The 20,128-nt window shown below is 72.2% G+C and carries 16 protein-coding genes and 1 pseudogene; 8 read left to right on the forward strand and 9 right to left on the reverse strand.

Annotated elements, in window-relative coordinates; genetic code table 11:
* Nucleotides 1-97: 97 nt before the first annotated feature.
* Nucleotides 98-982, reverse strand: coding sequence for a MurR/RpiR family transcriptional regulator (locus ABZT17_RS25515; protein WP_356351905.1), 885 nt, complete (start codon nt 980-982; stop codon nt 98-100).
* 182 nt (nt 983-1,164) lie between these two features.
* On the opposite strand from ABZT17_RS25515, the gene ABZT17_RS25520 reads away from it, so the two are divergent.
* Nucleotides 1,165-1,929, forward strand: coding sequence for an SIS domain-containing protein (locus ABZT17_RS25520; RefSeq protein ID WP_356351906.1), 765 nt, complete (start codon nt 1,165-1,167; stop codon nt 1,927-1,929).
* Nucleotides 1,930-1,948: 19 nt separating this feature from the next.
* Here the strand turns inward: ABZT17_RS25520 and ABZT17_RS25525 are convergent, their stop codons facing one another.
* From ABZT17_RS25525 to ABZT17_RS25535, 3 genes are all read right to left on the reverse strand, one after another.
* Entirely contained in the window at nt 1,949-5,035 is a 3,087-nt protein-coding gene (locus ABZT17_RS25525) for a beta-N-acetylglucosaminidase domain-containing protein (RefSeq protein WP_356351907.1), read from the reverse strand.
* 64 nt (nt 5,036-5,099) lie between these two features.
* The gene (locus ABZT17_RS25530) at nt 5,100-6,167 is read right to left on the reverse strand and encodes a LacI family DNA-binding transcriptional regulator (protein ID WP_356351908.1); all 1,068 of its coding nucleotides are present in this window, start codon (nt 6,165-6,167) and stop codon (nt 5,100-5,102) included.
* Between the two features lie 74 nt (nt 6,168-6,241).
* Entirely contained in the window at nt 6,242-8,647 is a 2,406-nt protein-coding gene (locus ABZT17_RS25535) for a beta-galactosidase (protein WP_356351909.1), read from the reverse strand.
* 67 nt (nt 8,648-8,714) lie between these two features.
* Between ABZT17_RS25535 and ABZT17_RS25540 the strand changes: the two are divergent.
* Nucleotides 8,715-8,936 (forward strand): annotated as a pseudogene (locus tag ABZT17_RS25540) (ATP-binding protein); the annotation flags it as partial.
* A gap of 43 nt (nt 8,937-8,979) precedes the next feature.
* Here the strand turns inward: ABZT17_RS25540 and ABZT17_RS25545 are convergent.
* Together ABZT17_RS25545 and ABZT17_RS25550 are read right to left on the reverse strand one after the other, a co-directional pair.
* A complete protein-coding gene (locus tag ABZT17_RS25545; RefSeq protein WP_356351910.1) occupies nt 8,980-10,422 on the reverse strand; it encodes a HAMP domain-containing sensor histidine kinase in 1,443 nt (480 codons plus the stop codon).
* A complete protein-coding gene (locus tag ABZT17_RS25550) occupies nt 10,419-11,108 on the reverse strand; it encodes a response regulator transcription factor (RefSeq protein WP_356351911.1) in 690 nt (229 codons plus the stop codon). The genes ABZT17_RS25545 and ABZT17_RS25550 overlap by 4 nt, the downstream gene beginning before the upstream one ends.
* 152 nt (nt 11,109-11,260) lie before the next feature.
* Between ABZT17_RS25550 and ABZT17_RS25555 the strand changes: the two genes are divergently transcribed.
* From ABZT17_RS25555 to ABZT17_RS25565, 3 genes are read left to right on the forward strand one after another with little or no spacing between them, the layout of a single operon-like run.
* Nucleotides 11,261-12,601, forward strand: a complete 1,341-nt coding sequence (locus ABZT17_RS25555) for a ferredoxin reductase family protein (protein ID WP_356351912.1) — start codon at nt 11,261-11,263, stop codon at nt 12,599-12,601.
* A gap of 18 nt (nt 12,602-12,619) precedes the next feature.
* On the forward strand, nt 12,620-13,036 hold the full coding sequence (locus ABZT17_RS25560) for an FMN-binding protein (RefSeq protein ID WP_356351913.1): 417 nt from the start codon (nt 12,620-12,622) through the stop codon (nt 13,034-13,036).
* Nucleotides 13,037-13,041: 5 nt separating this feature from the next.
* A complete protein-coding gene (locus ABZT17_RS25565; RefSeq protein ID WP_356351914.1) occupies nt 13,042-13,779 on the forward strand; it encodes an FAD:protein FMN transferase in 738 nt (245 codons plus the stop codon).
* A gap of 244 nt (nt 13,780-14,023) precedes the next feature.
* Here the strand turns inward: ABZT17_RS25565 and ABZT17_RS25570 are convergent, their stop codons facing one another.
* Nucleotides 14,024-16,150: a glycosyltransferase family 39 protein gene (locus ABZT17_RS25570; protein ID WP_356351915.1), complete on the reverse strand. Its 2,127-nt coding sequence runs from the start codon at nt 16,148-16,150 to the stop codon at nt 14,024-14,026.
* A 297-nt stretch (nt 16,151-16,447) separates the two neighbouring features.
* Here ABZT17_RS25570 and ABZT17_RS25575 point away from each other — a divergent pair, with 297 nt between their 5' ends.
* The 3 genes from ABZT17_RS25575 to ABZT17_RS25585 are packed head-to-tail and all read left to right on the forward strand — an operon-like array spanning nt 16,448 to nt 18,983.
* Complete coding sequence (locus tag ABZT17_RS25575; protein ID WP_356351916.1) at nt 16,448-17,602, forward strand: ABC transporter ATP-binding protein; 1,155 nt, start codon at nt 16,448-16,450, stop codon at nt 17,600-17,602.
* The gene (locus tag ABZT17_RS25580; protein WP_356351917.1) at nt 17,599-18,315 is read left to right on the forward strand and encodes an ABC transporter permease; all 717 of its coding nucleotides are present in this window, start codon (nt 17,599-17,601) and stop codon (nt 18,313-18,315) included. The genes ABZT17_RS25575 and ABZT17_RS25580 overlap by 4 nt, the downstream gene beginning before the upstream one ends.
* Nucleotides 18,312-18,983 (forward strand): ABC transporter permease, encoded by a 672-nt coding sequence (locus ABZT17_RS25585; protein WP_356351918.1) that lies wholly within the window; start codon nt 18,312-18,314, stop codon nt 18,981-18,983. The genes ABZT17_RS25580 and ABZT17_RS25585 overlap by 4 nt, the downstream gene beginning before the upstream one ends.
* 76 nt (nt 18,984-19,059) lie before the next feature.
* Here ABZT17_RS25585 and ABZT17_RS25590 read toward each other — a convergent pair whose 3' ends face one another.
* Both ABZT17_RS25590 and ABZT17_RS25595 read right to left on the reverse strand, forming a co-directional pair.
* Nucleotides 19,060-19,587, reverse strand: a complete 528-nt coding sequence (locus tag ABZT17_RS25590; RefSeq protein ID WP_356351928.1) for an ATP/GTP-binding protein — start codon at nt 19,585-19,587, stop codon at nt 19,060-19,062.
* Nucleotides 19,588-19,648: 61 nt separating this feature from the next.
* Nucleotides 19,649-20,068, reverse strand: a complete 420-nt coding sequence (locus ABZT17_RS25595; RefSeq protein ID WP_356351919.1) for a DUF742 domain-containing protein — start codon at nt 20,066-20,068, stop codon at nt 19,649-19,651.
* Nucleotides 20,069-20,128: the final 60 nt, after the last annotated feature.

Raw genomic sequence — 20,128 nt, forward strand, 5'->3', positions numbered from 1 at the left:
ACCCCATCCTGGCACCGCCCGGATGGTTCAATCAACCACTCTCACGTTTCCTCGGTGGTTCATCCATGCAACCTCGGCCGGGCCGGGCCGGTCCCGCTCACCTCGCCCGGCGCGCCTTCACCGCGTGCTGCGGGGTGATGTGGTCGGTGAGCGCGAGCGAGGCGCTGGCCCGCTGGTAGGACAGCTGGGACACCCGCACATAGAGACAGTCCACGATCATCAGGACCGAGTGCCGGCCGCCGATGCTGCCGGTGCGGAAGCTGGTCTCCGAGGTGGCCGAGATGAGCCGGATGTCGGCGGCCCGGGCCAGCGGGGAACGCGGGTCCGTGGTGAGCGCGACCGTGGTCGCACCCCGCTCCCTGGCCATCTCGAACGGCTCGATCGTCTCCCGGGTCGCCCCCGAGTGCGAGATGCCGATCGCCACGTCCGCGGGGGTGAGCAGCGCCGCGGAGGTGGCCGCGCCGTGCACCTCGGTCCAGCCGCGCACCTGGCAGCCGATACGGAACAGCCGTGTCTCCGTCTCCTGCGCCACCGCGCCGCTGCCGCCGACGCCGTACACATCGATACGGCGGGCCTTGGCCAGCGCCTGCGCCGCTCGCTCCAGCGCGTCCAGGTCGATACGGTCGATGGTCTGCTGGATCGCCCTCAGATCCGCGCTGCCCACGACCTGGACGACCCGCTCCAGGCTGTCGTCCGGCGAGATGTCGGGCCCGATCTCGGCCGAGCCCCAGTCGGAGGCCTCGCCGCGCCCGCGCTCCTGGGCCAGTTCGATCAGCAGATGCTGATAGGAGTCGAGGCCGATGGCGCGGCAGAAGCGGGTCACGGTGGCCTGTGAGGTCCCGGTGCGGCGACCCAGCTCGGCGGCCGAGCAGTGGGTGACGGCGGCCGGATCCTCCAGGATCAGCTCGCCGACCTTCCTCAGGGAGCCGGCCAGCCTCGGCAGCTCGGTGCGGATCAGTGTGGTGACGTCCGTCGAGGGCATGAAGAGAAGGTATCAGCCACCCTTCGGGGTGGGGATTGAATACCAGGACCAGGAAGGCGAGCAATGCTCATGCGTGGACACGCGTCGACTCCCGCGCATTGCTCGCTGCATGGGCCATGTGATTTATTGATTCACCTGTGGAGTCGCATAGGGTGGTTCAATCCACCGGTTGGGAGTGTCGCGTGTCCGTCGAGTCCGTGAGCGCCGAGGGCTTCGCGCGGGAGAGCCTGACCGTACTGTCCGAGATCACCGAGACCGCCCGCGACGAGGTCGCCGCCGCGGCCGGGCTGATCGCCGACTGTGTGCGCTCCGACGGGGTGATCCAGGCGTTCGGGACCGGGCACTCGCAGGCCATCGTGCTCGAACTCGCGGGCCGCGCGGGCGGGTTGGTCCCGACCAACCGGCTGAGCATCGCCGACCTCGTCCTCTACGGCGGTGAAGCGCCCGGTGTGCTCGACGATCCGCTCCTGGAGCGCAAGGAAGGGGTGGCGGAGCGGATCTACCGGCTCGCCGCGCCGCGTCCGCAGGACCTGTTCGTGATCATCTCCAACTCGGGCGTCAACAACGTGATCGTCGAGACCGCGCTCCAGGCGAAGAAGAACGGCCACCGCCTGCTGGCCATCACCTCCCTCGCCCACACCCGGGCCGTGCCGGCCGGGCACCCCAGCGGCAGGAAGCTCGCCGATCTGGCGGACGTGGTCCTCGACAACCGTGCGCCGAGGGGGGACGCCCTGCTGGATCTGCCGGGGGGCGGGGCCGTGTGCGCGTTGTCGACGCTCACGGGGGTCCTGCTGGTGCAGATGGCGGTCGCCGAGGCGACGCGGTTGCTGCTGGCCGCCGGGGAGCGGCCGCCGGTCTATGTGTCGGCGAACGTCCCCGGGGGGTTCGAGGGGAATCTGGAGCTGGAGAAGCGGTACGCCGGGAGGATCCGGCGTACCGCGAGTTAGCTCCCCGGTCCGCGCCCCGTCAGGGCGTCAGCGTGACCGCGAGCGGATAGGCGCCGGTCGTCAGGGGGGCCTCGGCCTTCCCCGACGCCACGTCGATCGGCACCAGGGCGCTGTCGTCGGCCGTCGTGACGTACGCCGTGGTGCCGCTCCAGTCCAGGGCCACGTCGAAGGCCGACCTGCCCACCGTCACCTGTCGGCCGGGGGCCCCGGTCACCGTGTCGACGGGGGTGGCCGTGTCGCCGTTGCTCGGGGTCACCCAGAGGGTGCGGCCGTCGGGGGAGAGGGCGAGACCGTAGGCCTGGCCGGTGACCAGGAGGGACGGTTCGGTGGTGTCGGTCGCCGTGTCGATCGGAGTGACCGTGGAGCCACCGGAGTCGGAGACGTAGACGGTCTTCCCGTCGGGTGCGGCCACCACGTTGAACGGGCTCGGACCCACGGGGATGGCCGCTGCGGCCTTCCCCGTCCTCAGGTCGACCGGCGAGACCGTGTCGTCGTGGATGTTCGCCACGTACAAGGTGCTCCCGTCCGGTGTGATCGCCATGTTCTCCGGGCCCGAGCCGACCGTGATCGGGGTGCCCGTGGCGAGGTCGGTCGTGTCGATCGGCTGGACGGTGCCGTCCGTGTAGTTGGCGACCCAGAGGGTGCGGCCGTCCGGGGTGAGGGCCAGGCCGGCGGGCACGCGGCCCACCGCGACCGTCGCGGTGACCTTGTTCCGCGCCACGTCGATCACGCTCACCGTGTCCGAGCCCTGGTTCGCCGCGTAGGCGGTGCGGCCGTCGGGGCTCGCGACCACCTCGCCGGGGTTGTCGCCCACCGCGATCTCCGTGGTCCTGCCGGAGGCCAGGTCGATCGAACTGACCGACGCCCCGCTGAAGTCGGCGGTCAGGGCGTGCGGTGTGTCCGTGCCGTCCGTGACCCGGACCGGGAGCGCCCGGCCGAGCACGCCGGCGCCGGACAGGAGGAGGGAGCGGACTCCGGTCGTGGTGCCGGCCGTGAGGGTGACCGTCGCGGTGGCGGTGCCGCCCGCCGGGACCGTGGCGGTGCCCTGGGCCGGGGACGCGGTGACGCCTTCGGGCGCGGTCAGCTTCCAGGTCACCGTGCGGGGCGCGGTGGAGCGCCGGTCGGAGAGGGTGAGGGTCACGGTGTCCTGCGTCCCGGGCCGCAGGCTGAGGGAGGACGGCGCGAAGGAGGCGTCCACCCCCGGGTCGGGGGCCGTGTCGAGCATCGTCCGGTACAGGAACTGGTCCATCACACCCGGCGAGACCTGCTGGGGGATCGCGTCGAGGTCCTTGCGCTCGGACTCCAGACGGTTCCAGTACGTGGTGACCGCGTCGGTGTCGCCCTTCTTGGCGGCCAGCTGGAGGTCCACGGCTGTCCCGCCCGCGGTGCCGTAGGCGCCGAGCTTGTCCAGCCAGGCCGAAGTCTCCGCCAGGAAGCCGGGGTTGTGGAGACGGGCGCGCAACTCGGCCGGCGTCGCGGCCATGTCGGCGAAGTACGACTTCAGGGCGGCCGCCGCCCGGTCGAGGCCGGTGCCGTCGTCGTACGCCGTGCGGAAGGTGGCGATGAGCCGCGTCAGGGTGGGGGACTCGGTCGTGTCCAGCTGCGAGGAGTAGTTGTTCTCGGCGAAGACGCGCAGCCAGGGGGCGGCCGCCGGGCCCGCGAGGTCCTCGACCGAGGCCAGGAAGGCCGTGCGGGGGTCGTAGGAGGCCGGGTTCCAGAGGTAGGCGGCCGAGGTGAACAGGGCCAGGCGGCTCGCCTCGCCCTGGACCATCGGGTTGGCGGTGACGCCGGTGGCCGCGCCGGCCACACCGGGGTCGCGGCCGGTGTAGGGGCCGAGCAGGAGGCGGCTGGTGACGTAGTCGTTCACCGGGTAGTTGTCCCAGACCAGGATCGGATGGCCGTAGAGCTCGCGGGCCTGCCTCACCTGGTCGGTGGTGAGGGTGGGGGCGATCACGCCCACGCCGGTCCACTCCACGACCACGGACGGGTCGAGCCGCTCGCGCAGGGCCTTCTTGTACGGGGAGTCGGCGAGGTCGGAGTACTCGGTGGGGACCATCTCCAGCGGCTGGAGGTCGCCGTGGCCGGCCGAGAAGTCCTTCCAGACGGTGTCGAGGAGATGGGCCTGGGCCGCGCCCGCGGCTCCTCCGCCGGTGCCGAAGGCCTTCCCGTCGGCGTCGCAGTTCCACCTGGTGTAGCTGATGTCGTCCAGCGGGACGGCGAACGACCGTACGCCTATGACGTACAGCGACTCCAGCTTGCGGGTGAGGGCGGCGATGTCGGACGCGGAGGAGTAGCAGACCGACAGGCCGGGGGAGAGGGCGTAGGTGAAGCGGACGTGGTCGGCGCCGGCCCGGTCGACCAACTCCCTCAGCCGGGCCAGGTCGGCCGCCGGGTACTCGTCGCGCCACCGGGCGCGGAGGTAGGGGTCGTCCTTGGGGGAGTAGACGTAGACGTTCTGCTTCGTACGGCCGTAGAAGTCGAGTTGGGCGAGGCGTTCGGCGTGGGTCCAGGGGGTGCCGTAGAAACCCTCGACCACTCCGCGCAGGGCCGCGGCGGGCCAGTCGCGGATGGTGACGGCCGGCAACCGGTGGGACGGGGCGACCAGTTGGCGCAGGGTCTGGGCCGCGTAGAAGGTGCCGGTGGGGTCGGAGCCGGAGAGGGCGAGGAGGCCGCCGTGCCCCGCGCGGCCCGCGGCGAGCGAGTAGCCGCCGGAGGGGAGGCCGGTCGGAGGCTTCGCGTGCAGACGCTTCAACGCGCCCGCCGTGGCCGGGTTTTCGGTGGGCCCGCCGACATAGACGGTCAGGGCGGCGGTCGGTGGCTCGGCGCCGGCGTTCACCGTCGTGATCCTCCGGGCGCCGGCTTCGCGCAGGACGGACTCGACGAGGCGGCGGGCGGACGGGTCCGTCCTGGCGCCGACGACCTCCACCACCCTTTTCGGAACGGGGAGCCGGCCGCTCTTCGCCTCCATGTGCCGGGGCGTCGGCCACACCTGGGGAAGTGGGGGCGGGGTGACCGCCGCCGCCGGTGACAGGGCCGGGACGGTGAGTCCGGCGGTCAGCAGGAGGGCGGCGGCCGAGAGGCGCCATGGACGTCTGGCAGGGAACATGGATTCTCCTGAGCCATGGGTGAATGCATCCACCGGATGATGCTAGAGATGCTGAATGGAGCATTCAATGGGGCGCGGGTCCGCTGCTGCGGCGGACCACGAGCTCCACGGGCACCAGGGGCTCCACGGGCGTGGGCCCGGTGCGGCCCTCCACCCGGTTCAGCAGAAGCCGCAGCGAACGGACGCCGATCTCGGCGAAATCCGTGCGTACGGTCGTCAAAGGCGGGAGCAGATGCGCCGCCTCGGGGATGTCGTCGTAGCCGACGACGCTCACCTCGTCCGGCACCGGGCGGCCCGCCTCGTGCAGGGCGTGCAGGACACCGAGCGCCATCTGGTCGTTGGAGGCGAACACCGCGGTGACGTCCGGGCGTCCGGCGAGCACACGGCCGAGCTCGTAGCCGGAGCCCGCGCTCCAGTCGCCGAACAGCGGCTCGGGGAGCTCGGCGCCGGCCGCCGTCAGGGTCTCCCGCCAGCTCGCCAGCCGCTGGTCCGCGGAGGTCCAGCCGTCCGGGCCCGCGAGATGGTGGACCGTACGGTGGCCCAGGGCCAGCAGATGCCCGGTGGCCTCACGGGCGCCGGTGCGCGAGTCGGCGGTGACGACCGCCGCGCCGCCCCCGGCCTCGCTCTCCAGCACCACCAGCGGAATGTCCGCACGCGCCTCGGTCAGCGCCCGGCCCACCCGGCGCTGCGGGGCGATCGCGAGGACGCCGTCGGCACCCTCGGCCGACAGCCGGTCCAGCGCCCGTACGACCGTGTCCCGGTCGGCCGTGTCCAGGGCGATCGAGCTGACCAGGTAACCGGCCTCCTGGGCCGCGGTGTTGATCGCCGTCAGGACGGAGGCGGGCCCGTAGCGGGCGGCGTCGAAGGAGATCACACCGAGCATCCGGGTCCGGCCGCTGGCCAGCGAGCGGGCGCTGCGGCTGGGCCGGTAGCCGAGCGACCGCATGGCCGCCGTGACCGACTCCCGGGTCTCGGGGCGCACGGACGGATGGTCGTTGAGCACCCGGGAGACCGTCTGCTTGGAGACCCCGGCGAGCCTCGCCACGTCGTCCATCACGGGCCGCGCGCCCGCGAAGTTCCGCCGGCGACGCGCCCTGGGGGCGGCGGAGTCGTCTGCGGGGTCGGCGGTCATGGCGGCTGTTCCTCGGCTGGACACGGTCGGCGGACGGGGCCCACAGCATAGGCGCGGCCCGCCCACGGGCGCCCTCAGCCCTCCCGCACCGCCCACGTGCGTAGGGTGACCCACTCGGCCCCCAGGACAGCCGCCGTCCCCGTGGCCGCGCGCACCCGCTCGGGCACGTACACCGGGGCGTCGGCGGCCAGCGGCAGCACCCGCAGGCGCAGCGGGGAACCCGCCGGCAGCCGGTCGAGGCCGATGTCCCACACCCGCCCCGAGAAGAACTGATCGGCCACGAGCCTCTCGCCCACGTACGCCCGTGCCACGTCCCCGGTCCAGCGGATCCGCAGGATCGTGCCGCTCGGGAGACCAGGCGGCACATCGACGAGGTATTCGGCCGCCGAGGTGTCGAAGCACTCGTCCGCGGGAACGCTCGCCCGGCCGAGTACGCCCGTCACGGGCGCGGGCGCCTCCCCCGCGGGCCGGGTGAGCGTGACGGACACGGCGGGGGCCTCGACGTGCTCGGCGGGCTCGATCGTGCAGCGCGTGAACACCCCGTCCACCTCCTCCCGTACGGCCGCGGCCCCGCCGGCCTCCGGAGTCCGTACGGGCCTCGGGAACACCGCGAACGACGGCCGGGCGGCCCTGCTGCGCAGCCGCACCTCGCCCTGGCCTCCGCCCCCGCCGCCCTCGTCGAACACGACCCCGTCCGCGCACAGCACCAGCCGTTCGGCCCCCCACGCCGCACCCCGGTACAGGGTCCGTGCCGTCGCCGCGTCCAGGACCAGCAGCCCGACCCGTCCCCCGTCCGCCGTGTCGACCTCGACGAGCGCGTCGGTACCGGGGCGAACTCCCGTGACCAGGACACGGTCGCCCACCGGAGCGGCCTCGCCCGACGGTGTCCTGACCGAGACCGCCGTCCGGGCGTCCAGGGCGAGTTCGGGGTCGATGCCGTCGGTCGCGGCCAGCACCAGGACCGTACGGCCGTCCGCCTCGACCGTGCACACCGGCTGCGCGGTCGCCCACTCCAGGCGCAGGCCCCCGACATCGAGCCGCAGCGGCCAGCAGAAGTAGGCGCCGGAGGGGACGGTGACGGGGGTGCTGGGCAGGGTCAACCGACCCGAGCCGTCGGGGAGTTCGAGGACGAACGAGGTCTCCGGGTGGTCCGGCAGCGGCTCGTGCGGCTGGTGGTTGTTGACGAACAGGAAGCCCGAGGCGCCGTCGGAGCGCACGGCCCAGCGCAGGGTGTCCCTGTCGTCCTGGCCTGCCGGCCGCTCACCGGGAAGCGCGGGAAGCACCGACTCCATCGGGGCGATCAGATGGCCGTACTCCGCCAGCAGCAGGTGCTGGAGCCGGAGTTCGTGGTACGAGGGGCGGTACTGGCCGTGCTCGCCGAGGGGCGCCTGGAAGTCGTAGGTCAGGATCGGCAGGTCGTTCGGGTAGCCGGTGGCGTGGGACTCCTGGAGGGACGTGAGCGCGCCGGCCGGGTTGGTGCCGCCGTGGAACATGTAGTAGCCCTGCCAGACCGAGCCGCAGCCGATCTTCGTGAGCGCCAGGGCCCCGATGTCGGCGGCCTCCACCCGGGGCCGTCGGTGGTAGGCGACCGCCATGCCGCCGCCCAGCTCGCAGGTGGCCCAGGGGAACCGGTCCGCGAAGGCGTCCGGGGCGGCGCCCCGCACGGTGGTGGGGCGCAGATCGGCGCCGATGCCCTCGTCGTCGCGCTGGTGGGTGAAGAAGAAGTGCTTGCGGCAGGTGTCGGGCCAGCCGCCGTCGGCCTCGGTCCAGAAGGTCTCGGGGTAGCCGCCGTAGAGGGGGAGCAGTTCGTCCGGCGGGAGGCGGACCCCGCCCCAGGCCGTGGACGTCCACAGGGGCGCCGAGAGCCCGGCGTCCTGCGCCATCCGCTTCAGGGTGAGCAGATGGGCGGGCTGGTCGTAGAGCTCGTTCTCGATCTGGAGGGCGATGATCGGGCCGCCGTGGGCGCGGTCGAGGCCGTGGAGTTGCTCGGCGATGGCCGTGAACCAGGTGCGGACCGGTTCCAGATAGGCGGGATCGTCGGTGCGGGGCGTGCAGTCGCGGGCCAGGAGCCAGTCGGGCAGGCCCCCGCCCCTTACCTCCGCGTGGGACCAGGGGCCGATCCGGGGGATGAAGTCCAGGCCGTGGCGGGCGCAGAGCTCGGCGAAGCGGCGCAGGTCGCGATCGCCGTCGAAGCGGAGGCGGCCCTCGGTCTCCTCGTGGTGGATCCAGATCACATAGCTCGCGACGGCCGTCACCCCGGCCGCCTTCATCTTCAGCAGCTCCTCCGACCAGGCGGCGGCGGGGTGGCGGGAGTAGTGGAACTCACCGGAGACCGGGAACCAGGGGCGGCCGCCGCGGGTGAGCCACCGGCTGGTCACCTCGATCGGGTCGGGGACGCCGGAGGCGTCGGCGAACGGGAGATGGCCGGTCAGCGGGGGTGCGGAGGGGGTGGGGAGACGCAGATGGCGCGGTCGGGGCATCAGGGCTTCTCCGTGCGGCCGAGGATGAATGTGCTGTTGTTACCGGTAACATAGGCCGGTTGGCGGGGTCCGTCACGCCGACGGCCCCGTCCAGCTCCGCCTGCTGCGCGACCGCGATCTCGTCTGCGAGGTCTCCGACGGATCCGGCACCTCTCTCCGTCCGCGCCGCGCCCGAACCGAGGACGAGGGCGGCCGAGGCCTGTTCCTGGTCGCCCGGCTCACGGAGCGCCGGGGGACGCGGTACACCCCGGAGGGCAAGGTCATCCGGACCGAACAGCCGCTGCCCTGAACCGGCCTAAAGGCCCTGTCGCCCGGACGAGGGGTTCCGTCCCTCAGCCCTCCCGCACCGGCAGCACCACCGTGAACACCGTCGCCCCCGGCTCGCTGTCCACCTCGATGGTGCCGCCCTGGGCGCGGATCAGGGCGCTGGCCACCGACAGGCCCAGACCGCTGCCGCCGCGGTCGCGGCTGCGGGCCTTGTCCACGCGGTAGAAGCGGTCGAAGACCCGTTGCCGGTCGCCGGGCGGGATGCCCGGGCCGGAGTCCTCGACCCGTACCCGGGCGGTGTCCCGCTCCAGCGCCACCCGCACCGAGACCGGAGTGCCGGCCGGGGTGTGCACGGCCGCGTTGGTGAGGAGGTTGTCCAGGACCTGGCGGACGCGGTGGGGATCGACGCGCAGTTTCAGCGTCGCCGGGACGGCGGTCACCGTCAGGGGGCGTCCGGGGTGGCTCGCGCGGAAGGCCGCCGCCGCCTCCTCGACCAGTTCCACCAGGTCCGCGTCCCGCAGCCGCAGCGGCGCCTCCACCTCCGCCGCGTCCAGCCGGGCGAGCAGCAGCAGGTCGTCCAGGAGCACGCCCATCCGGGCGGCCTCGGCACGCAGCCGCGCCAGGTGCTTGTCGCGTTCCCCGGGGGCGTTGGCGGCGGCGTACTGGAAGAGGTCCGCGTAGCCCCGTACCGACATCAGGGGCGTGCGCAGCTCGTGCGAGGCGTCGGCGACGAAACGGCGCAGACGCTGTTCCGCCTCCGCGCGGACCGCGAGCGAGTCGTCGATGTGCTCCAGCATGGTGTTGAAGGCGGTGCGCAGCTCCTCCACCTCCGGCCCGCCGCCCCGCTCACCGGCGCGCAGCGGGAGCCTCGACGCCGACTCGGTCAGGTCGTGCGAGGCGATGCCGTGCGCCGTGTGGGCCATGTCGCTCAGCGGGTTCAGGCCCCGGCGGAGCATACGGCGGCCGAAGAGCACCAGGGCGAGGAGGGCCAGGCCGAAGGCGATCACCTGGACCGTGATCAGCCGCCGTACCGTGGCGTCGATGTCGTCCGTCGGCGCCCCGCTGATCAGCACCACCCCGGGCGTCACCTCGCAGGCCCGCAGCCGGTACTCGCCGTCGCGGCCGAGGTCGGCGGTCCGCAGCAGCTCGGTGTCCCCGGCGGCCTGCGCCGTGGCCAGGGCGGTCAGCGGGGCGATGTCCTCGGGCAGGTCGCCGGGCTCCTCGGGCTTGCGCAGCACCGCCCTGCCGTCCGAGACGTCGTACACCGCGTAGTACCAGCGGTAGTACTTTTTGCCCTGCAGTGTGCCGTTCTCCGCGATGCTCTTGGACTGCGCGGTCTGGGCCAGCCCCAGCTGGTCGTCGAGCTGGTTCGAGAGATAGTCGCGCATGTACGTCGTCAGCGCCGTGCCGACGACGGCGAAGACGACCAGGGCCAGCGCCCCGAGCCCCAGGGCGAGGCGGGTGCCGAGCCGGAGCCTGCGGTACGTCCGCCGAAGCCGCCCGATCACTCGGCCGCCTGCCGGACGACGTACCCGAAGCCCCGAACCGTCTGGATCAGCGGCTCGCCCGTGTCGTCCAGCTTGCGGCGCAGCCGGCTGACGACCAGCTCGACGACGTTCGAGCGGCCCCCGAAGCCGTACTCCCACACATGGTCGAGGATCTGCGCCTTCGTCATCACGGTCGGCGACTTGCGCATCAGGAAGCGCAGCACCTCGTACTCGGTGGGGGTGAGCGTCAGGAGCCTGTCGCCGCGGCGGACCTCGCGGGTGTCCTCGTCCATCGTCAGATCCGCCACCCGCAGCACCGACCGCGTGAAGCCGGGGCCCGCGCTGCGCCGCAGCACCGTCCGCAGCCGCGCCATCAGCTCCTCCACCGCGAACGGCTTGACCAGGTAGTCGTCCCCGCCCCGGGTGAGCCCCGCGACCCGGTCGGCGACCCCGTCCCGCGCGGTCAGGAACACCACCGGCACCATCGTCCCGGACCGCCGCAGCCGGTCGAGCACGCCGAAGCCGTCCACGTCCGGCAGCATCAGGTCGAGCACCACGATGTCCGGACGGAACTCACCGGCCAGCAGCAGCGCCTCCTCACCGGTGTTCGCGGTGACCGCGTCCCAGCCCTCGTAGCGGGCGACGGTCGCGACGAGATCGGCGATGGGCGGGTCGTCGTCGACGACGAGGAGACGTACTTTTTCCACCCGCTCATAGTGCGGCACGCGGCCTACCGGGCCATGGGGTCGGGCCCACAGCCGGCACATCGATAAGTACTTGTAAGTTGTACGACAGGTTTTCGACAGCTCCCACAGGCCAAGCTCGGTCACCCAGGACCCGATCAAGGAGCTGCCGTCCCGTGACGACCGTCCAATCGCCCCCCGCGCCCCCCACGGCGATACGGCCCAGGGTGGTGGCCCGTACCGGCCTGTTCGCCGTGCTCGCCGTGAACGCGGCCGTGGTCACCTACTTCTTCGTCCAACCCGGCTTCGCCGCCTCCAACGCGCTGATCGTGATCGGCCGCCTCTTCGGTGTCTACGGCGCCCTTGTCATGGCCTTCCAGCTGGTCCTGGTGGCCCGTCTGCCGTGGCTCGACCGCCGCATCGGCATGGACCGGCTGACCTCCTGGCACCGCTGGACCGGCTTCGCCCTGCTGTGGACCCTGCTGGCGCACGCCGTCTTCATCACCTTCGGGTACGCCGACGGAGCGGGCGTCGGCCCGGTCGGCGAGCTGGTCGACCTCGCCGAGACCACGGAGGGCGTGCTCCGCGCGATCGTCGCCCTCGGGATCATCCTCGTGGTCGGCGCGGTCTCCGCCCGCTCCGCCCGCCGCCGCCTCGCCTACGAGACCTGGCACTTCATCCACCTGTACACCTATGTCGCGGTGGTCCTGGCCTTCACCCACCAGGTGGCGGTCGGGACCACGTTCACCTCGTCCCCGGCCGCGAAGACGTACTGGTACGGGGTGTGGGGCGTGGCCCTCGGCGCGGTCGTCCTCGGCCGTGCCGTGCTGCCGCTGCGGCGCAACACCCGCCACCAGTTCCGGGTCTCGGCGGTGGTGCCCGAGTCGGACAACGTCGTGTCGGTCCACATCACCGGCAAGGACCTCGACAAGCTGCCCGCCCGGGCCGGCCAGTTCTTCCTCTGGCGCTTCCTGACCCGCGACCGCTGGTGGCAGGCCAACCCCTTCTCCCTCTCCGCCGCCCCCGACGGCCGCACGCTCCGCCTCACCGCCAAGGCGGCCGGCGACGGCAGCGCGGCCCTGCGCCACCTCAAGGTCGGCACCCGCGTCTTCGCGGAGGGCCCCTACGGCGCCTTCACCACCCTGCACCGCACGAAGACCGAGTCCCTCCTCATCGCCGGCGGTGTCGGCGTCACCCCCATCCGGGCCATCCTGGAGGACATCGAGGGCCACGCGGTCGTCGTCTACCGCGTCGCCGGGGAACGCGACGCCGTCCTCCACGACGAGCTGCGCGAGCTGGCCCTCGCCAAGGGCGCCGAGCTGCACCTGGTCACCGGCCCGCCGGTCCCCGACCGGCTGGCGCCGCGCGAGCTGGCCCGCCTGGTCCCGGACATCGGCGACCGCGACGTGTTCCTGTGCGGACCGCCGCCCATGATGAACGCGGTGCTGCGCACCCTGGGCGACCTGGGCGTGCCCAAGCGGCAGATCCACTTCGAGCGCTTCAGCCTGGCCGGCTGAGGAAGACGGGGAACCACAGTGAAGCGAGCCATACCCGTCGTCGTCCTCAGCATCGCCGGCCTGGTCCCGGTCTGGCGCTACGAGCCCTCGATCGGCGGTACGACATCCACCACCCCGTCGGCCCCGACGCCGTCCACGTCCTCCTCGGCGGGCGGCACCACGTCCGGCACCACCTCCGGCACCAGCGTCAAGGGCACGACGATCCGGACGGAGAAGGGCCCCGTCCAGGTCCAGGTGACCTTCGAGGGGGAGAAGATCACCGCGGTGAAGTTCCTCCAGCAGCCGAATCATCCGCAGACGACGGCGGCCGTGCCGGTGCTGATCTCCGAGACGCTGAAGGCGCAGAGCGCGGACATCGACACGGTGTCCGGCGCGACCATCACCAGCGACGCCTACAAGCAGTCCCTGCAGGCGGCCATCGACGCGAAGGGCTGACCGGTATGCACCGCGTCGAACACGTGATGGGGTTCCCGGTCTCGCTGCGGGTCGACGACCCGCACGTCACCCAGGCGGCGGGAGACGCCGTCTTCGCGTGGCTGCGCGAGGTCGACGCCCGGTTCAGCCCGTTCAGAGCCGACAGCGAGGTGTCCCGCTACGGCCGGGAAGAACTCGAACTCGGCGAACTCAGCGATGAGTTGACCGAGGTACTCGCCCTGTGCGAGCACTACCGGGTCGCCACGGGCGGCGCGTTCGACGTACGGCTGCCGGGGCGCGGGCTCGACCCGTGCGCGGTGGTCAAGGGCTGGTCGGTGCAGCGGGCGGCCGATCTGCTCAGGGCCGCCGGGGCACGGCGCTTCGTACTGAACGCCGGGGGCGATGTGGTCGCCGCCGGCGGGCCCTGGCGAGTGGGCGTACGGCATCCCGTCCACGCCGACAAGCTGTGCGTGGTCCTGGAGCTGAGCGACGGGGCGGTGGCGACGTCCGCCCGCTACGAGCGGGGCGACCACATCATCGACGGGCGGACCGGGCGGGCGGCGACGGGGCTGTCGAGCATGACGGTCGTCGCGTCCTCACTGACGGAGGCGGACTCGGTGGCCACGGCGGCCTTCGCCATGGGCGTCGAGGGCGTCGGATGGGCCGCCTCGTTGCCGGGGTGCGAGGTGTTCGCGGTGGACGAGGACGGGCAGGTGCTGCGGACCGAGGGCTTTCCGGTGGCCGCCACCGCATCGGCCGTGTGAGGCGGTGCGGGCCGCCGGGGGCCCGGCCGCGTGCCCGGCAGGACGACCTGGCCGAGGCCGGGACGGCTGCGGAGATCGGCGTGGACGCCGGCGGGGTCCTCGACCGGTTCGGGGGTGAGCTGTGTACGGTGTTCCGCCTTGCGGACGCCGGTGTCGTCGCGGTCGTCGTCGGGCTCATGCGGCGGGGCGGGCCGCCGGCGGGGGAGTCCGGCGGCCCGCCCGCTGGGGGTGGGGGAGGGAAGGATCAGCTGACGTCGGAGGCGTCGAGGCGGTAGAGGCCGCTGTAGGCGCTCACGGCCGTGCCGTGCTTCTCGACCCAGGTCGAGATCTCCGAGTCCGTGGACCGGCCGCCGTCGCCGCTGACCACGATGTAGTGCAGCTTGCCGGACTTCACCAGGCTCTTCAGCTTGGCCAGGGTCATCGCGTCGTCGCTGCCGGACCAGCCGCCCATGGAGATCACCGGTCGGCCGGACTCCAGGATGATCGAGGAGGCCGTCTGGTCCGTGGCCACCGCGACCAGCCAAGTGGCGCCGTCCTGGTGCTTCTTCAGGTACGTGATCATCGCCGAGGAGACGCCACCGCCCATGCCGCCGCCCGCCTGGCCGCCACCCTGCTCCCCGGACTCGGAGGCGGACGAAGAGCCGCCGGTCGACGAGGAGTCGGAGCCGCTGCCGGAGGGGGCCTGCCCCATCGACCGACCGGAGCCGCCGGAACTGCCGGACCCGCTCGGGGCGTTGCCGCTCGGTGCGCTGCCGCTCCTGGCGCCGCTCGGCGCACCGCCCTTGCCACCGCCCATACCGCCTCCGGTGTCGGGGCCGGCCGTCGGGTTGGTGCCGTTGCCGCTCGCGGTCGTCGCCGCCGAGACCGAGTAGGCGGCCGGACCGGCGAGCAGGGCCACGACGGCCGCGAGCGCCGCGAGGCCGACCAGCTTCCGCCGCTTCATGAACCGTCCGGCCACCAGACCGAGCACCGCGGCCGTACCCGCGAGGCCGACGGTGATCTCCGCGACCGTGTAGAGCGTGCCGGAGCCGGAGACCCGCCGGAGCAGGACGATCGCCCAGACCGAGCCGGCCGCGATCGCGGCCGGAAACGCCCAGCCCCTCCCCCACGCTCGAACGCGCTCGCGCGGGGGGACCCCCACCGCCGCCGGGCCCTCCTTGAAGGCCTTGAACAGCATGACCCCGCCGGCACCGGCCAGCGCCGCGACACCCGGCGCCATGGCGGTGACGTAGTACGGGTGGAAGGTGCCCTCGGCGAGCGAGAAGGTCAGATAGTGCAGGACGAACCAGCCGCCCCAGAGCATCAGCGCGGCCCGCCGGGGGTCCGTACGCGGCGCCCGTCCGCGCAGCACCAGTCCGCCGGTCAGGGCGATGGCGGCGAAGGGGATCAGCCAGGAGATCTGGCCGCCCATGATGTCGTTGAACAACCGGTGGAAGCCCGCCGAACCACCGAAGCTGGCGCCGTTGCCCTGCGCGCCGACCGACGAACTCGCCCCGAAGATACGGCCGAAGCCGTTGTAGCCGATGACGAGGTCCCAGACGGTGTTGTCGGTGGAGCCGCCGATGTAGGGGCGCGCGGAGGCCGGGATCAGGTCGACGATCACCATCCACCAGGCGCTGGAGACGACCAACGCCACCGTCGCCACAGCGAGGTTGCGCAGGCGCCTGCCGAGGGAGACGTCCGCCGCCCACAGGTAGACCAGGAAGAACGCGGGCAGGACGACGTACGCCTGCATCATCTTGGTGTTGAACGCGAAGCCGATCGCGACGGCCGACCACACCAGCGGCATCAGCCGGCCGGTACGCACGGACTTCAGCAACGCGGCGGCCCCGAGCAGCATCAGGAAGACCAGGATCGGGTCCGGGTTGGTGTCGCGGTTGATGGCGACGGTGATCGGGGTGAGCGCCAGGGCCAGCGCGGCGACGGTGCCGGCCACGACTCCGAAGTCCCGCTTGACCAGCCGGTGGAGCAGGGCCACCGACCCCGTGCCCACGGCCACCATCGGCAGCATCAGCTGCCAGGTGCCGAAGCCGAGGACGCGGGCCGACAGCCCCATCACCCACAGCGCGAACGGCGGCTTGTCGACGGTGATGAAGCTGCCGGAGTCCAGCGCCCCGAAGAAGAACGCCTTCCAGCTCTTCGTGCCGGAGTAGACGGCCGCGTCGTAGAAGGTGTTGCCGGTGACGGAGGAGAGGTTCCAGGCGTACAGGGCCGTCGCCAGGAGCAGGATCGCCCACAGGGCGGGGCGGGCCCAGCGCGGGTCCTCGGGAGCGCCCAGCAGGAGCCTCCTGGCACGGGACGCGGCGGGCGGGGCGGCGGCCCGGTGCCTGCCCTCCTGGGCGGGCGCGGGAGGCGGTGCGAGGGTCGTCATGACGAGTACTCCAGGTGGGAAGAGGCCTTCGCCCGGGCGGGCGGGACGCCGTCGTTCATGGGCATGACGATCGGGGGCCTCCCTGTGCGGTCGCTGAGCGGCTTCTGAGCGGGGAGTGAGAATCAGTGGACTCACGGACAGGTCACAGAGTGATCTCTGTCCGCGTGCATAGCGGATTTCGCCAAAGTCCCGACTGAATTCGGCAACACAGGAGGTCTAGACTCTGCCTCCAACGGCCCGTGCGACCGAGGCCACGCAGAATGCGGCCTCTGCCAGACCCGAAGGGTATTCGGCGTTTTGATACGGATAGATTCAGTCACCAAGCGCTACCCGGACGGCACGGTGGCGGTCGACAACCTCTCCCTGGAGATCCCCGACCGCGCGATCACCGTTTTCGTCGGCCCGTCCGGCTGCGGCAAGACGACCACGCTGCGCATGATCAACCGGATGATCGAGCCGAGCGAGGGCACGATCACCATCGACGGCAAGGACATCACACAGCAGCCGGTGAACACGCTGCGGCGGTCCATGGGGTACGTCATCCAGAACGCCGGGCTCTTCCAGCACCGGACGATCATCGACAACATCGCCACCGTGCCCCGGCTGCTCGGCTGGGACAAGGGGAAGGCGCGGGCGCGGGCCCGGGAGCTGATGGAGCGGGTGGGCCTCGACGGGGCCCTCGCCAAGCGGTACCCGTACCAGCTCTCCGGCGGTCAGCAGCAGCGCGTCGGGGTGGCGCGGGCGCTCGCCGCGGACCCGCCGGTGCTGCTGATGGACGAGCCGTTCTCGGCGGTCGACCCCGTGGTCCGCAAGGGCCTTCAGGACGAACTGCTGCGTATCCAGGACGAGTTGGGCAAGACCATCGTCTTCGTCACCCATGACATCGACGAGGCCGTGAAGATCGGCACCATGGTCGCGGTGATGCGCACCGGCGGCCATCTCGCCCAGTTCGCGCCGCCCGCCGAACTGCTGTCCCACCCGGCGAACGCCTTCGTCGAGGACTTCCTCGGCGCCGACCGGGGCATCCGGCGGCTGTCCTTCTTCGGCTCCGCGGGCCTCGACCTGCGCACCACCCCGATCGTCGCCCTCGACGCCACCGCCGAGCAGATCGCCGAGCGCAGCACCCCGGACGTGCCCTATCTCCTGGTCACCGACGTGGACGGCAGGCCCCTCGGCTGGGGCGAGCCGGGCCGGCTGACCGCCGGCGCCATCGACCCCGCCCGGCTCCTCTCCCACGGCCGCCCCTTCACACACGGTGAGGAGTCCCTGCGGGCCGCCCTCGACGGTGCCGTGCTCTCGCCGACCGGCTGGGCCGTCGCCGTCGGTGCCGACGGCCGCGTCACCGGCGTGGTCTCCCAGCAGTCGATCGGCGAGGCCATCCGCGCCGCCCACGCCGAGGGCCGCGGCGGTCTCGGCGGGCGCGGACTCGGTGACGAGAAGGTCGTCGGATGAGCGCCGGCCTCTTCGACATCCCGAGCGACCTCCAGAACACCTACTGGGGGCTGGTCGGCCAGCATCTGCGCGAGGCGCTGATCCCGGTCGTGGTCGGACTGCTGGTGGCGCTGCCGGTCGCCCAACTCTGCGTGCGGCTGCGGTGGTTGTACCCGCCGGTGCTGTGGGTGACGACCATCCTCTACGCCATCCCGTCACTGGCGTTCTTCGTCGTCCTCATCGACTACACCGGCCAGACCGAGACGACCGTGATGATCCCGCTGGGCGTCTACAGCCTGGTGGTGTTCGTCCCCGCGATCGTCGACGGGGTGCGCTCGGTGCCGCAGGAGACGCTCGACGCGGCAACGGCCATGGGCCTCGGGCCGGTCCGCCGCTACTTCCAGGTCCAGCTGCCGATCGCGGCGCCCGCGATCATCGCGGGTCTGCGCGTGGCGACCGTCTCCAGCATCTCCCTCGTCTCCGTCGGCATGCTGATCGGCAACCAGGGCGGGCTCGGCAACCTCCTCAACGACGGCATGATCTACCACCAGAACCGCCTGGTGTGGCTCTCCGTCATCGGTACGGCCGTCCTCGCCATCCTCGCCGACGCGCTGCTGGTCCTCGTACGGCTCCTGGTGACGCCGTGGATGCCGCGCGGCACCCGCAAGCCACGTCCCGTGGACGAACCCGAACCCGAACCCGTCACGGCCGTACTGGAGGACGCCGTCCGATGAACGTCCTCCACTACATCAACTCCTTCTTCAGCGACGGCTCCCACTGGCACGGCTACGACGGCATCCCCACCCGGCTGCGCGAGCACGTCCAGTACTCCCTGATCGCCCTCGCCATCGCCGCCGCCATCGGCCTCCCGGTCGGCCTGCTCACCGGCCACACCGGCCGCGGCGGCAACACGGTCGCCTTCGTCGCCACGGCCGGCCGCGCCCTGCCCAGCTTCGGCCTGCTGGTCCTGATGTTCGTCCTGCTGGGACTCGGCCTCACCCCGGTGATGATCCCGCTGGTCGTCCTGGCCGTCCCCCCGATCCTGGTCACGACGTACGAGGCGGTCCGCTCGGTCGACCCGTCCCCGGTCGACGCGGCCCGGGGCATGGGCATGGCGGAGTCCCGGGTGCTCTTCCAGGTGGAACTCCCGGTCGCCCTCCCGCTGATCCTCAGCGGCCTGCGCTCGGCGGCCATCCAGATCGTCTCCACGGCCACGATCGCCGCGTACGTCTCCCTCGGCGGCCTCGGTCGCTACATCGTCGACGGCCTCTACCAGCGCAACTACGAGAAGGTCGTGGGCGGCGCGAGCCTGGTGGCCGTCCTGGCCCTGGTCACGCTGGGGTTCTTCGGACTGGTGGCACGCTTCACGGTCTCACCGGGGGTCCGCAGAAGCGCCCTGTGAGGGGCGCGGGGCCGTTCAGGAAGAAGCCCCCGTCGGCCGTGAGATGTCCGTCGGCCGACGGGGGCTTCCCGTGTCGTCACCCGCCCGAACGGGCCAGCGCGAGCTCCAGCACCACCAGCAGAGCGTCCCGCACGGAACCCCGCTCCCGCGCGTCGAACACCAGCACCGGCACCCGCTCGGCGACATCCAGCGCCCACCGCACCTCGTCCAGCGTGTGCTCCACCTTGCCGTCGAACGCGTTCACGGCGACCGCGAACGGTATCTGCTTGTGCTCGAAGTAGTCGACGGCGGCATAGCAGTCGTCGAGCCGCCGGGTGTCGACGATGACGAGACCGCCGACGGCGCCCTCGACGATGTCGTCCCACATGAACCCGAACCGCTCCTGACCGGGGGTGCCGAACAGATACAGCTTCAGGGTCGGGTCGATGGTGAGGCAGCCGAAGTCCATCGCCACGGTCGTGGTGGTCTTGCGCGGGGTGTGGCTGAGGTCGTCCACGCCCGCCGCGACCTCCGTGATGGCGGCCTCGGTGGTCAGCGGCTCGATCTCGGAGATGGAGCCCACGGCGGTGGTCTTGCCCACGCCGAAGCCGCCCGCGATCACCATTTTGACCGGCAGCGGCGGTCTTACGGCGGCCACCGAGGCGGCCTGGATGGTGCCGGCCGGTTCAGTCGCTGTCACGGAGTACCCCTCGGGAGTCGGGGATGGCACGCAGGGCGTCGATCACCCTGCGCAGGACGGAGGCGTCGTGGGTGACGCCGGAGTCGGGGACGTGCACCACCAGATGTCCGGCGGCGCGCAGGTCCTCGGCGAGGACCCGTACGACGTTGAGGTGCAGTCGCAGCCGGGCCGCGAGTTCCGCGACGGACTGCGGCCGGCGGCAGGCGGCGACGATGTCGTGCTGCTCGAAGGCGAGGTCGTCGAGTACGGCGAGGCCCTCGGCGGTGGCCACCACCTGGGTCTCCACCGGTACCGGCCGGCCGGACGCGGTGGGCGCGACCCGGCCGGCGGTGACCAGGAACGGCCGTACGGCGGGGGCGGGACCGACCGGTTCCGGGCCGTCCGGCGGTGGTGAGCCGTCCGCCATGGCTTTCTCTTCCTCCTCGACCGCGCCCTGGGCACCTGGCCAGGACCGGACCTGGTCACG

Source organism: Streptomyces sp. NPDC005648 (genome assembly GCF_040605395.1).
GTDB lineage: Bacteria > Actinomycetota > Actinomycetes > Streptomycetales > Streptomycetaceae > Streptomyces.

Excerpts from the sequence above, each read along its gene's own strand:
- ABZT17_RS25515 (WP_356351905.1), bottom strand. The coding sequence starts at position 982 with ATGCCCTCGACGGACGTCACCACACTGATCCGCACCGAGCTGCCGAGG.
- ABZT17_RS25525 (WP_356351907.1), bottom strand. The coding sequence starts at position 5,035 with ATGTTCCCTGCCAGACGTCCATGGCGCCTCTCGGCCGCCGCCCTCCTG.
- ABZT17_RS25530 (WP_356351908.1), bottom strand. The coding sequence starts at position 6,167 with ATGACCGCCGACCCCGCAGACGACTCCGCCGCCCCCAGGGCGCGTCGC.
- ABZT17_RS25535 (WP_356351909.1), bottom strand. The coding sequence starts at position 8,647 with ATGCCCCGACCGCGCCATCTGCGTCTCCCCACCCCCTCCGCACCCCCG.
- ABZT17_RS25565 (WP_356351914.1), top strand. The coding sequence starts at position 13,042 with ATGCACCGCGTCGAACACGTGATGGGGTTCCCGGTCTCGCTGCGGGTC.
- ABZT17_RS25570 (WP_356351915.1), bottom strand. The coding sequence starts at position 16,150 with ATGACGACCCTCGCACCGCCTCCCGCGCCCGCCCAGGAGGGCAGGCAC.
- ABZT17_RS25580 (WP_356351917.1), top strand. The coding sequence starts at position 17,599 with ATGAGCGCCGGCCTCTTCGACATCCCGAGCGACCTCCAGAACACCTAC.
- ABZT17_RS25585 (WP_356351918.1), top strand. The coding sequence starts at position 18,312 with ATGAACGTCCTCCACTACATCAACTCCTTCTTCAGCGACGGCTCCCAC.
- ABZT17_RS25590 (WP_356351928.1), bottom strand. The coding sequence starts at position 19,587 with ATGGTGATCGCGGGCGGCTTCGGCGTGGGCAAGACCACCGCCGTGGGC.
- ABZT17_RS25595 (WP_356351919.1), bottom strand. The coding sequence starts at position 20,068 with ATGGCGGACGGCTCACCACCGCCGGACGGCCCGGAACCGGTCGGTCCC.